This is a genomic window from Mycobacterium sp. 29Ha (genome assembly GCF_032883055.1).
Classification (GTDB): domain Bacteria; phylum Actinomycetota; class Actinomycetes; order Mycobacteriales; family Mycobacteriaceae; genus Mycobacterium; species Mycobacterium gallinarum.
This window is the reverse complement of record NZ_JAMQTI010000008.1, coordinates 224277-236909: the sequence shown is the minus strand read 5'-3', so window position 1 is coordinate 236909 and position 12633 is coordinate 224277. Positions and strand designations below refer to the sequence as shown.

Genomic DNA, 12633 nt, shown 5'->3' with positions numbered 1-12633 from the left:
ACTACACCGTGATTACGATGCCCTGTGTGAGTGCGACGATGATCCCGAGGATCACGATGAACGCCACGCATCCGCCGAGCAGCTTCCAGGTTTCGTTCCACAGCGCAGCATTGGTCTGCGGCGGCAGAAAGAACTCGGCGGGAAGGTCTTTCGTGTTGATGCGGTGTGATGGATGAGTGTTCACGTTGGTCATTTCCTTCGGATTCACGGAACGTAGGCGCTGTCGGCACCGGTAACCGCGCGCAACACAACGAGCGGCAGCACCAGGAGGAAGAAGAAGCTGACCTGAAATCCGACGAACCAGGCGCCTAATCGCATGAGTTCGAATCGCCACCGTGGAATCGTCACGTCGTAGTTGAGGTACGCGTCGAACTCCTGCTGCTTGGTCAACGTCGCCGACTTGGTGGCAACGGCAAGACTGCCCGAACCTGATGCGCCGGTGGGCGCGCCGGCGGCCGGGGCCCCTTTCGGCACGGTGAAACGGTCCAGCCTGCAGAACCGCTCCAGGTGGTTGAGACCCCGGATGGGGGGCTTGCCGGTCCAGTAGGCGATCAGGTTTGGCCAGGTGCACATGATGCCGATGGTCCAGAGCAGCGTGATTCGGCCACCACTGCCCCATTCGAGCACCGGACCGATCCCCGGGTCATACGTCCACCAGCCCATTGCGGTGGCGGTGCCCTCGACAACGAAATCCCAGATGTAGTTGACCGGAATGGCCAGCACGATCATCGACTTGAGCATGCTCCACCCGGTGCGGGATGACACCCACTGGCTGAGCCACAGCACGAGCAGTGCGTGCACACCCCAGTACACCGCGTATGCGAAAGGCATGAAGAGTGGATCGTTGGGTGTCTTGAGCGGCAGCCAATCCAGCAGATGGTGCTCGGCGAAGGCGGGGCTGTAGAAGAGCATCTGGCCCCAATCGCCGACGGTTTCCATCCAATAGACCGCGATGCTGTTGAACAGGAACAGGAAGCCCCAGGTGAGCCGGCGGCGGCGAACCACATCGGCGATCGCCAGCACGATGAAGATGCTTCCGGCGATGGGGATCACCCAGTTGAAGAACCACACGCCGGTCGGAGCAGCAGTGACGGCCGGGACGAGTTGCTCGGCTGCAAAGACCATTGGCGACCTCTTCGTCGTTCGATATAGTGAAGACAGCTTCACTAAATTTCGTTGTGGTGTCAACTACCCAGAGACGGAGACAGCACATTGAGCGCATATCCCGCCGAGCCGGGCATGCCGAACGAGCGGCAGGTGCGGGAGTTCCAGGCGGACTCGCTGCAGCGGCATGCCATCGAGTTCGGCGAGTGGATGGTGCGCGCCAGCAACAGCCACGCTCATGACTTGGGCCACTACAACTTGCGGCCCGCGCATGCTCGACTCATGGTCTTTCTCGGCTGGGAGGGGAGCCGTATCACGGACATCGCACGGGCCCAGGACGTCACCAAGAACGCGGTCGGTCAGCTCGTCAGCGAGCTAGAGGAGCTCGGCTATGTCGAGCGCGTGCCGGATCCCGCCGACGGCCGGGCCAAGATCGTGCGCTATACCGATCAAGGCGTCGCCCTGATCGGTGATGCGGCTCGTATCGCAGAACGACTCAACACCGAAATCGAGAACATCATCGGGCCGCGGCGTCTTGGAGAGCTGCGGGCGACGCTGGCCGATGTCTGCCACCACCTCGGGCTCGGTCCGGCGATGAACGACGGGGAGCCATGAGGTACGCGACGGGTTTGGGAAATGCGTTGGCGAACGCGCGTGCGATCGCAGAGCTGGCGGCATCCGCATCCCCGTGGGTTCCGACGCGGGGGCCGTCGAAGTCGTCGGACGTCACGGCCGAATGGCTCACGAGCCACCTCGGCACCCAAGCCGCAGGCGCGGTTGCGCTGTCAGCGACTCCGCTAGACGGGACGACAGGGACCACAGATCGTCGACGGCTGGCGGTGGAGTGGAATGAGGCAGGGAAGCGCGCGGGCTTGCCTGCCAACGTCTTCGTCAAGAGCAGTCCTTTGTCCGCCAAAAACAGGGGAATGGTCGCCGCACTCGGGATGTCGCACAACGAGGTTCGCTTCTACCAGCAGATGGCCGACGAGGTGGTGGGCGTGTGCCCGAACGCTTGGTACTCCTACGCTGGGATAGGGGCGCGATTCCTCATCGTGCTCGACGACATCGTCATAGACGGCGCGCGTCCGTATGCTCTTGCCGATCGTTGCGAGATCGAGCACGCCCGGGGACTGATCAACGCGTTCGCCGAACTTCACTCCAGATTCTGGGAATGCCCGCGATTCGATGCCGACCTCAACTGGGTTCGGACGTGGAGCACGCGGCCCGGCAACGCGGTGCTCAAGAGGTTCTACAAGCGTGGCAGGCGCGGTGCGCTGAAGCTGAACCGCCCCGAAGCGACGCCGGCCGTCCATTCGACCGCTGCCGCACTGGATGCCAACATCGATGCCTACTACCGCGAGTTCGAGGCGGGGCCGTTGACGCTGCTGCACGGCGATTCTCACCTTGGCAACACCTACTCACTGCCCGACGGCCGCTCGGGTCTTCTTGATTGGCAAGTGATCTGGCGTGGACCAGGACTACGTGAGGTCACCTACTGGATGGTGACCGGATTGGAACCCGTCATCCGCCGTGCCCACCAGCGGGAACTGCTCGACCAGTACCTCGACGGTCTGCGCGCCGGCGGGGTCACCGAATTGCCGAGTGCGGACGCGGCTTTCGAGAGGTACCGGTTGTTCTCGGCAGAAGCATGGGACGCCACGGCGATGACCATCGCTTGGCCCGGCTTGCAGGCACCGGAAAACGCCGAGGCGGCTTGGCGGCGCGCCTGCGCCGCCGTCGAAGACCTCGACGCCGCCGGCGCGGTCAACGAAATCGCCCAGAGGCGCGACTATGCCTTCTAGTTCTAGTTGTCCCATCGCAGCTTGAGGGTGTTCAGACCCCACACCTGGCCGCCGTGCTCGATCGCCTCCTCGGCCAATTCGTAGTCAGGGATGCGGCGGTGCCACTCCTCGAGCACGATCGCCATTTCCTGGCGGGCTAGGTGTGAACCGAGGCAACGGTGTGGGCCACCGCCGAACGACAGGTGACGCGTGACGCCGCGGTCGAAGTCGACCTTGCGCGCGGCAGGGTACATGTTCTCGTCGCGCCCTGCAGCGGCCATCGGGAACGAGGCCATGTCACCGGCCTTAACAGGACAGCCGTGGAAGTCCATGTCCTGAGTGGCCTTTCGCGCAGTTTGCACTATCGGATAGGCCCTCAGCATTTCCTCGACAGCCTTGGGAATGATCGTCGGCTCCGCAGCGATCCGTGCGCGGTCGGCAGGATGGGTCGCAAGGTGCAGCATCGCGTACGACAGCTGGCTCGCCACGGTGTCAAGCCCCGCCATGAATAGCAGCAGCAAACAGTTCAACAGGTCGGTGTCGTTGATCGGCTCGCCGTCGATCTCCCACCGGATCGCGTTGCTGACGATGTCGCGAGCCTTGGGATCGGGGTTGGCGCGCCGCTGCTCGATCAGGCCCGAAAAGTACCCCATCACGGCCATCATGCCGTCAAGCCGAGTCGCGTTCACGTCGTCACTGGACCCGAGGGTGTGCAGGATCTTGTCCTCCCACACCAGGAATGCGTCGAGCTCCTCTTCAGGCATGCCCATCAGCCGGGTGAAGACGATGGAAGGAAACACCCGCGCCATCTGCGTCACGAAGTCACAGGAGCCTTCTGGCGCAAGCTTTTCGATGAGCTCACCGGCGAGTGAGTGTTGTTCATCACTCAGGCTTTTCACCAGACCGGGGGAGAAGTACTCGCCCAGCACATGTCGCCACTTGGCGTGGTCAGGCGGGTCGATCATGATCGGTATCCACTTGTAGGGCGGATTCGGATCCGACGGCACGATCACGCTGCTCGACCAGAGGTCGGGGTGCTGCAGACCGTCGAGGATCGTCTCGTAGTCGGTGAACATCCAATAACCAGGCCCCTCGGTGTTGCGGAACACCGGGCGCAGATCATCCTGGGTGGCGTCCAACATCCCGAAATGCGTCAGGGCCGGAGCCGACGGCGAGTTGAGATCCAGGTTCTTCTCGACCGGACACTGCGTTGGCTGAGTATTGCTCACGATCTTCCCTTTCATTGACGGCGACCTCGGTTGAATTGGTCGGCAAGATTGCTCAATGCGTCGATGGCGGTGTTGACCGCGTCTTCGACTTCTCTTGTCCGAGATAGGCGTTCGCCGCTGGAGCCACCCGACGCGGCCAGGGCGGGGATGATGAAGTGACGGAATCGCCGTCGTACCTCGTCCGCGGATCGGTCGAGTTCCTCGGCCGCTATGTAGGTCTGTTCCACCATGAAGTCGACGAGTTCGTCGATCTCCAGGTCGTTTCGCACCTCGCCATTTCGCCGACCCTCCTCCAGCACGTGCCCGACGGCTTCGACCGCGACCCGGTGTACATGCGGATCGTGCACCGATGCGGAGTGCTGGGCGATCAACGCGGAGATCGAGGGATCGGTGGGTAGCTCACGCGTCGTGTAAATCATTGCGGCCTCGAGCTTTGCGAACGCACCGGCCTTTGCGGCCATCAGCGACTGCACCTCCGCCACGTGCCTGCGGGCCCGCAGGAGTGCCACTTGCACCAGCAGCTCCGAGACGCTGCCCAACTGGCGGAACGCGGTGGCGCGAGAAACGCCCGCGATTCTGGCCACGGTATCCATCTGCACGGCGGCGATTCCGTGCTGTGCGATCTCGGCGTCGGCGGCACGTATCAACCGATCTCTGACGGTGCCGTCGTCGCGCGCAGTCACGTCGATGGTGGTCATGGTCGCCGGCTCACGTGATCGCTCCGGCGATTTTGAGTTCGATGAGCCGGTCGTCGTCCAGACCGAGCTCGCGCAGCACGTCGTCGGTGTGTTCGGCGAACTGTGGAGCCCGTGACAACGTGACGGGCTCGTCGCCGAACTTGACGGGACTGGCGACCAGCTTCTGCGAAATGCCTTCAGCATCAACGATGTCGGCGATGCGGCCGTTGGCGATCAGCGCCTCGTCGTTGGCAAGCTCCCAGGCGTCCTGAACCGGTGCCCATTGGCCAGTGCCGCGATCGAGCACCGCCTTGCACTCGGGATAGGTCAGCTTGCCTATCGCGTCGGCGACGATGTCATGCGCGGCGTCCGCGTTGGCAGCCATTGACTCCACCGACGCGAATCTCGGATCCTGGGCGCAACTTTCCAGACCCATCAGCCGACAGAACTCGGGCCAGTATCGGGTTGGCTGCAGCATCGACAGCTGGACGAACCGACCGTCGGAGGTGCGGTAGGCCCCCGTGAGGGGATTGCCCGGCGCCTGTGTCTTGCGCTCGAACTTCGGCAGGGGGCCGTCCATCAACATCGCCATGTTGACGCTGAACTGAGTTGCCCATGCACCGACGGCGAGCAGCGAAACATCAAGCACGGCAGGCTCGCCCGTGACCTGCCGACCGAAGAGCGCCGCCGCAACACCACCTGCGATCGCCAGCCCGCCGATGTTGTCGCCATAGGCGCCGGCGGGCATGAACGCGACGGAGTCGGCGTCCGGCGGTGTGACACCGTCGGCGCTGCCGCCGCGCGCCCAGAACGCCGTGGCGTCATAAGCGCCGGAGTCGCGATCGGGTCCATTCATTCCGAATCCATTGCCGGAGACGTAGATGATGTCGGGATTGACTTGCCGGATGTCGTCGACGTCGATACGCAACTGGGTACGTGCCGAGGGCAGATAGTTGGTGAGGAAGACGTCGCTTCGTCGGATGAGTTCTTCGAGCACGGCGCGAGCGTCGTCGTTGTCGAGGGCGAGACCGATACTGCGTTTGCCGCGGTTCGGCGCCTCCATGATCGGTGCGAATGACGAGCCAGGCGCGCTGGCGGCCCGGCCGAGGACCTTCACCAGCCCGCGCTGCGCGTCGCCGGTCACGGGGTGCTCTACCTTCACCACCTCAGCGCCCCAATCTGCGAGCACCGCCCCCGCCGACGGCACGAAGGTGAACTGCGCGACCTCAAGCACCCGGACACCGGTCAACGGCCTGGCCACAAAACCTCCTGCGATCAGAATCATTGAGTGACGCATTTCTGCGACGCAGCAGAATGAAAGTATCAGCATCGCGTCGGGAATGCGAGACCTGGATCACAGAGAGTCACGGCGAGGACGTCAAGTGAACGTGGTTAAGGCCGGCCGATGTACGCACAGCGTCGGTCGCGGCTGTCGGCAGGTCTGAGAGGTTTAACCCTTCGTCAGTCCATGATGTCGCGGACGCGGGTCTTCTCGTGGCCCCGCAGCATCGCTGCGCTCGCTGCCTCCATGTGGCGGCGCCAATGGGTTTCGGCCTCAGCGCCCTTGCGGGCCTGGACTAGGTCGACGAGCCGCGAGTACGACTTGACCAGCCTCCCGTACTCCGCCTTCGCGATTTTGTTGGTGTTATCGGCCCCGAGAATCGCTGCGGCCGTGTGGCGTTCGCCGATCTCATGCAGCATTCCGGCGATGATTCCCAGCGTCGCGTTACCCGAGAGCTCGACCATCCGGCGATGAACTTGAGCCGATGCGGACGCCAGCTTGCCCGCCTCATAGGCGCGGGGCACGTCGTCGACCAGCCTGGCCAATTCCGCATGGGCCTCTTCGGTGCCCTCCTCGGCGAGCAACTTGGCCGCCGCGGGTTCGATCGCGGTTCGTGCGGTCATGACGTCCGCCAGCGAGGCGCCTGACAGCGCGAGAAGGAGTCCCGCAGGTCGCGCGACGATCTCGGGACCGGGCACCCGCACTTTGGCACCCGTGCGGGAACCACGGCGAACCTCAACGAGTCGCTCGGACTCCAGCACGCGCACAGCCTCTCGCAAGGTGGGCCTGCTGACTTGAAAGTGGGCAATGAGATCCGCTTCGTGCGGCAGGAAATCGCCGTCCTTGAGCTGGCCGTCGACGACCATGCGGCGCAATGTCCTGGCGACCAGCTCCGCCGTCTTGGGAGAACGGACGGCGCCTGACGCCGAGTCGGGCGAGATCATCGGTGCAAGCGAATCGGGTCGAGACACCGTGTCCCTCCTACGGGATTGCAGTTGTACTACTCAGTAAACCATGTTGTGCGGCACCGCGACCGGTCGTCAACGCCTTCAATGCAGCTCGGATGCCAGGCGGATGGCTGCCGCGTCGTACTCCACGCGTCTGCGACGACCGACCAGAAAGCTGGGCGCCGCGACGAACACGGTGTCGGGCAGGCGCTTGCGTTGCGAGATCATCTCGCGGGCTTGGCCAGCATCGCCGCAGACGGCGATGGCCCACAACATGTCATCGGTCACGTGGTCGGCCATCGCCTTCGGCCGCCCATTTCGGAATTCCGTGCGGATCGCGGCGACCTCGTCCTGCCACCCATGCAGCTCGACCAGGGCGTCGTAGGTTCGCACCGTCAGGTAGAAGGCGATCTGGAGCCGCGCATCGTTGATGGCACGTTCGGGTTCGGCATCGTTGATTGCGGTGATCTGCCACCCCCATCTGTGTAGGTTGCCCGCGTCGCGTCCGGCGGCGGCGGCTCCACAGCCGAGTTCCGGGTCGACCACTTCGTCCCACCAACGGTCGGTGAATAGGCCGTGGCCCAGTACTCCGTCGGCGGTGCGCCCCGCGGTCCGGATCATGATCTTGTTGAACGCGCCGATCAGAATCGGCACGTCGAGCCTGCCGAAAATCGGCGCCCTGATGTCGGCGTCGATCGTGTAGTACTCGCCGCGGTAGCGGATCGGCTCGCCGTCCTCCGCGTGCAGGAACGCCCGCGTCGCTTCGATGAGTTCGGCCATGCGCGGCGCGGGGTGACTGGCATCGACCCCGAACCAGTCCCGATTCATGCGTGACGTGCCCGCACCAAGGCCGAGGAACAGCCGACCGCTCGCGTGCTTTGACAGGTGACGGATCGACGAGGCGTGGACGAACGGGGACCGCGCGAATGCGTACGCGATACCGGGACCGATCATCGCCGTCGTCGTGGCGTGGGCCATTTCGGTGGCGGCCACATATGCGTCGTGGTCGGCGAATTCGCCGGAGCAGAAGGCTGAAGCGCCTGCGGCCTCTGCTTGCCCGGCGAGTTCCGGGCCGGGCCAGGGTAGTCCCCACTTCATCGCGGCGGAAGCCTCCTCAATCGTTTGAGATCGCTTACTTAGTAAGATATGTGACTCTACATCTTCCCTCGCTCGCTGAGACCGAGATTCTCGACACCGAGTCGAAAGAGGTAATGGTGACGGCCCGCACCGCGGCCGCACTCGGCCGACGGCTCTACAAGACTCCCGCCAACCCTCCGGCACCGTGACCGGTCTGGCCGTTACGGTCTGCCACAGCGTCGTCGGGTCGACGCTTCGTGAGTCCGTACTGCCCGCGATCAGCAAGCTGATCTGGCGATTGGTCCACCGACCGCACACTCTGAGGAAACTTCGGCGACGTGCTTCGCGGATCCGGACCGGCCCACGAGCAACCGCGCCGTAACGCATATACGCATTGACCATCGAGCGCCCGAGATGGCATGGATTTTCGCCTGGCAACACATTCTAATTAGCTATATAGATATATCTTTAGTTTTCTTTGTCGAAGCTACGGAATCCGATGCTGACCGTCCATAGTCGTCGCGCTTAGGGACGGGCCGGCGGCGATTTCGCCCGCCGCAGAGGCTAGTCGTTCCGTTGGCCCGCGGGGGCAACTGCGCGGACGGTGGGCACGTCGTCGCGGGTGTGGCCTGAGGGGATCGGCGACCGGGTCGACGGCCTGGGTGATCGGCCGGCGAATGTGGGGCCGTTAAAGCCCGGCCCCGATAGTGGAAAAATCACTTCTAATTAGTGAATTAGGAACAATTTAATTGCGCGCAGAATCGGGTCAATTCCTTATGCCTTGGCGATCTCTAATGGGATAGGTTTACAGCAAGCCTTTCCGCTTCGTTATTCTTGCTGTGAATTGTCGCGCTTAAGACTTCCGCCCCGATTCCCGGCATCCACAGCAAAGATCAAGGTGACGCGGCTAGCCGCTTGCAGTCGGCCTCAATCGTCAACCTGTGCTGGCGTACGAAGCGGCCCGCCCGGGGTACTAGTCACACACTGCAAAGCTCTCAGCTGTGTAGATGATCTCAGCACCGAGTCCTAGTCGGGTATCCGCCGCGACACAACCGCGCAATCCGGGTCATGCCGAGTGGCTGGTGAGACGATCCCGTTAGATCTGTCACACGCGAACTCCGCAAACCCAACGTATCGAACTAGGTGAACTGAGCTGTCGCGCTTCGGGTTGATGCGAAGTTGTTGCTATGGCCGAAAAATGTGGTGTACGGTTTGTCCCCAGTTGCGTGTGTGTTGAATCACAACTCGACCGACAGGTGAAAGCGCCGATCTTGATAGGGGATTCGCAATCTATGAAGTGTGGCACCGCCAAGGCGTTTAATCCTCCCGAAGAGGATGGCGTCTGTGCCTGCGCTGGGACTCGAGCGATCTGCGGGCCTGTTCTCCTGCCGGAGAGGGTTCGCTAGTGGGCGCCACCAAGCAGTGGGATGCAGTGAAACCACTTCGGATGCTTGGCGAGTTCTTCGCCATGTCGATGGACACCGTGGTGCAGATGTTCAAACCGGCGTTTCCCTTTCGCGAGTTCGTGGAGCAGACGTGGTTCGTGGCGCGGGTCTCGATCCTGCCGACCATCCTGATGTCCATCCCGTTCGTCGTACTGACTGCATTCATCCTCAACTTGCTGCTGATTGAGATAGGCGCGGCCGACGCGTCAGGTGCTGGCGCGGCGCTCGGTGCGGTCCTCTACATCGGGCCCATCATCACGGTGCTGGTGATCTCGGGTGCCGGGGCGACGGCCATGTGCGCTGATCTCGGTTCACGGACCATCCGCGAAGAGATCGACGCGATGCGGGTGCTCGGCCTCAATCCGATTCATCGCCTGGTGGTTCCCCGCGTACTGGCCGCAACACTTGTCGCGACGATGCTGACATCAGTCGTGGTCGTAGTGGGTCTGTTCTTCGGCTTCCTGTTCTCTGTCTTCCTTCAAGGCGTCACCCCGGGTGCATTCGTCTCCAGCCTCACCCTGTTGGTCGGAATTCCCGAGCTGGTCATCGCGCTGGCCAAGGCGGTGCTGTTCGGCTTCTTCGCCGGCTTGATCGCCTGCTACAAAGGCCTCTCGGTGGGCGGCGGACCCCAGGGTGTTGGCAACGCGGTGAATGAAACGGTGGTTTTCACCTTCCTGGTGCTGTTCTTCATCGGCACGATCGCTACGGCCGTCGGCGCGAAGGCGACGCTGTGAGCACGCCCGCGCGCGCTGTCCTGCCTCGGTTGCAGAGGACCGCCAGGGGCTGGGCCGGCGCGTGGAACACTCTCGGCGAGCAGGCCCAGTTCTACGGCAAGACGCTCGCCGGGATCAAGGACGTCTACATCTACTACAAGGTCGAACTTCTGCGGCAGATCGCCCAGATGAGCCTGGGCGTTGGGGGGATGGCGCTCATCGGCGGCACCATCGTCGTCGTACTTTTTCTGACCTCACAGGTTGGCTCGCTGATCGCGATCCAGCTGTACGGCTCGCTCTCGAACATCGGCGTGGAGGCGCTCAGCGGCTTCGCATCGGCTTACATCAACACCCGATTCGCCGCCCCGGCCGTCGTCGGCATCGCCATGGCAGCGACGATCGGTGCCGGCTGCACCGCACAGCTGGGTGCGATGAGGATCAACGAGGAAATCGACGCGCTGGAAGTGATCAGCGTCCGCACTGTGCCTTTCCTGTGCTCCACCCGCCTGGTTGCCGGGGTCGTGCTGTCGATCCCGTTGTTCTGCTTGGGCTTGCTGGCCGCATACCTCGCCACCCGGCTCGGCACCACCATTGCGTACGGGCAGTCGACGGGAGTCTACGACCACTACTTCAATACTTTTCTGAACCCCATGGACGTGATCTTGTCCTTCACCGAGGCAGTCGGAATGGCGACCATCGTGATGTTCATACACACCTATTACGGCTACACCGCCTCGGGCGGACCTGCCGGTGTTGGGGAGGCCGTGGGCCGAGCTGTCCGGGCCTCGTTGGTCGCCGTGATCGTCGTACTCCTACTCGTTGCGCTGGGCATTTATGGCCAGGGCGGCGGTCTGAATCTCTCCGGGTAGCGGCGTGGCAGCAGCGCGTAAGACAAGAGCCGGTGAGTCTCGCATTCACCCGGCCTGGTGGGCGTTGGGTCTGGTGTTGACCCTTGCAGGGGTGCTCGTCGTGGACGCGGTTCTTTTCACGGGCAGCTACAAGTCCTACGTTCCTGTCACTCTGAAGGCTGAGCGTTCTGGGCTCATCATGGAACCCGGTAATGACGTCAAGCTCCGTGGCGTCGTCGTCGGGCGGGTGGACGGCATCGCCGCGGGCAGCGCGCCGATCAGCCTCAATCTGGACATCAATTCTGATCAGCTGCAATACATTCCGGCGAACGTCGAGGCGGAGATCAAGGCGACGACGGCGTTCGGCAACAAGTTCGTGGAACTGATCGTTCCCGAGGACCCGAGCCCAAAGCGGCTGGCCCGGGGTGACGTGGTGATGGCGCGCAACGTCGCCACCGAGGTCAACACCGTCTTCGAGAACCTCGTCGGAGTGCTCAAGCAGGTCGACGTCGCAAAGCTCAACGGCGCGCTGTCGGCGTTGGCCGAGGGTTTCCGCGGTCAGGGGGAATCGTTCGGCGAGGCGATCACCGCCGGCAATGATGTGCTTTTGCAGCTCAACCCTCGCAGTGAGACCATCAGGCAGGACTGGCGAGCCCTGAAAGATTTCAGCGACACCTATGGCGCTGCCGCGCAGAACATCGTCGATGTCCTCGACGCGGTGAGCACGACCAGCACCACAATCACCGAGAATCAGAAACAACTCGACTCGTTGCTTCTCAGCGTCATCGGCCTGTCGAACAGCGGCATTGACCTACTGGGTCCGAGCAAGGACAACCTGGTCCGCGTTGTCAATTCACTCGAGTCGACCACCAGCCTCTTGATGAAGTACAACCCCGAATTGACCTGTCTGTTCACCGGCGGCAAGAACGTCATCGATTTCGGATTCGAGGACATCTCCGGCGGCGCGACGGGCAAATCCGTGGTGCTTGACGTCGCCTTGCTGTTGGGGGACGACCAGTACAAGTATCCAGATCACCTGCCCATCAACGGAGCGAAGGGCGGTCCGGGTGGGAAGCCGGGGTGTGGGTCGCTCCCTGATGTCGCGCAGAACTGGCCCCTGCGTCAGCTGGTCACCAACACCGGGTGGGGCACCGGCGTCGATATACGGCCGAATCCCGGAATCGGCTTTCCCGGCTACGAGAACTTCTTCCCGTACACCCGCGCCAACCCGCAACCGCCGACCGTCAACCGGATCGGACCGCCGGCGCCGGGCCCGATTCCCTACCCGGGTGCCCCGCCGTACGGCGGACAGCAGTACGCGCCCGACGGCACTCCGCTCTATCCCGGACTACCGCCCGCGCCACCACCGGGGGCTCCCAGGGAGCCGGGCCCTCGGCCGGGCCAAGAGCCGTTCGTTGTCCCTTATCCCGCGCAGGTCCAGCCCGTCCCGCCGCCGCCCATCCCGCCCGGACCGGTGGTACCCAGGCCGTGACCAACCAGCACACGAGAAAGCAGAGAATGAAAGACCAC

General features: G+C 63.2%; 13 protein-coding genes. 6 read left to right on the top strand and 7 right to left on the bottom strand.

The window, feature by feature from the left end:
* Position 1: 1 nt before the first annotated feature.
* Both M1248_RS13205 and M1248_RS13200 read right to left on the bottom strand, forming a co-directional pair.
* The gene (locus tag M1248_RS13205) at positions 2 to 184 is read right to left on the bottom strand and encodes a hypothetical protein (protein WP_317148648.1); all 183 of its coding nucleotides are present in this window, start codon (positions 182 to 184) and stop codon (positions 2 to 4) included.
* 20 nt (positions 185 to 204) lie between these two features.
* Positions 205 to 1125 (bottom strand): spirocyclase AveC family protein, encoded by a 921-nt coding sequence (locus M1248_RS13200; protein WP_317148647.1) that lies wholly within the window; start codon positions 1123 to 1125, stop codon positions 205 to 207.
* Positions 1126 to 1212: 87 nt separating this feature from the next.
* Between M1248_RS13200 and M1248_RS13195 the strand changes: the two genes are divergently transcribed.
* On the top strand, positions 1213 to 1719 hold the full coding sequence (locus tag M1248_RS13195; protein WP_317148646.1) for a MarR family winged helix-turn-helix transcriptional regulator: 507 nt from the start codon (positions 1213 to 1215) through the stop codon (positions 1717 to 1719).
* Entirely contained in the window at positions 1716 to 2906 is a 1191-nt protein-coding gene (locus M1248_RS13190; protein WP_317148645.1) for a phosphotransferase, read from the top strand. The genes M1248_RS13195 and M1248_RS13190 overlap by 4 nt, the downstream gene beginning before the upstream one ends.
* A gap of 2 nt (positions 2907 to 2908) precedes the next feature.
* Here M1248_RS13190 and M1248_RS13185 read toward each other — a convergent pair whose 3' ends face one another.
* From M1248_RS13185 to M1248_RS13165, 5 genes are all read right to left on the bottom strand, one after another.
* Entirely contained in the window at positions 2909 to 4114 is a 1206-nt protein-coding gene (locus M1248_RS13185) for a cytochrome P450 (RefSeq protein WP_317148644.1), read from the bottom strand.
* A gap of 11 nt (positions 4115 to 4125) precedes the next feature.
* Positions 4126 to 4812, bottom strand: coding sequence for a helix-turn-helix domain-containing protein (locus M1248_RS13180; protein ID WP_317148643.1), 687 nt, complete (start codon positions 4810 to 4812; stop codon positions 4126 to 4128).
* Positions 4813 to 4822: 10 nt separating this feature from the next.
* Positions 4823 to 6052, bottom strand: coding sequence for a CoA transferase (locus tag M1248_RS13175; RefSeq protein ID WP_317148642.1), 1230 nt, complete (start codon positions 6050 to 6052; stop codon positions 4823 to 4825).
* A gap of 200 nt (positions 6053 to 6252) precedes the next feature.
* On the bottom strand, positions 6253 to 7044 hold the full coding sequence (locus M1248_RS13170) for a FadR/GntR family transcriptional regulator (protein WP_317148641.1): 792 nt from the start codon (positions 7042 to 7044) through the stop codon (positions 6253 to 6255).
* A 78-nt stretch (positions 7045 to 7122) separates the two neighbouring features.
* Complete coding sequence (locus M1248_RS13165) at positions 7123 to 8118, bottom strand: LLM class flavin-dependent oxidoreductase (RefSeq protein ID WP_317148640.1); 996 nt, start codon at positions 8116 to 8118, stop codon at positions 7123 to 7125.
* Positions 8119 to 8168: 50 nt separating this feature from the next.
* Here M1248_RS13165 and M1248_RS13160 point away from each other — a divergent pair, with 50 nt between their 5' ends.
* The 4 genes from M1248_RS13160 to M1248_RS13145 all read left to right on the top strand — a co-directional run bounded on the left by M1248_RS13160 (position 8169) and on the right by M1248_RS13145 (position 12595).
* Positions 8169 to 8306, top strand: a complete 138-nt coding sequence (locus tag M1248_RS13160) for a hypothetical protein (RefSeq protein ID WP_317148639.1) — start codon at positions 8169 to 8171, stop codon at positions 8304 to 8306.
* A gap of 1259 nt (positions 8307 to 9565) precedes the next feature.
* Positions 9566 to 10276 (top strand): MlaE family ABC transporter permease, encoded by a 711-nt coding sequence (locus M1248_RS13155; RefSeq protein ID WP_410506662.1) that lies wholly within the window; start codon positions 9566 to 9568, stop codon positions 10274 to 10276.
* A complete protein-coding gene (locus M1248_RS13150) occupies positions 10273 to 11124 on the top strand; it encodes an ABC transporter permease (protein WP_317148638.1) in 852 nt (283 codons plus the stop codon). Before M1248_RS13155 ends, M1248_RS13150 begins: the two co-directional genes overlap by 4 nt.
* A 4-nt stretch (positions 11125 to 11128) precedes the next feature.
* Complete coding sequence (locus M1248_RS13145) at positions 11129 to 12595, top strand: MCE family protein (protein WP_410506659.1); 1467 nt, start codon at positions 11129 to 11131, stop codon at positions 12593 to 12595.
* Positions 12596 to 12633 lie beyond the last annotated feature (38 nt).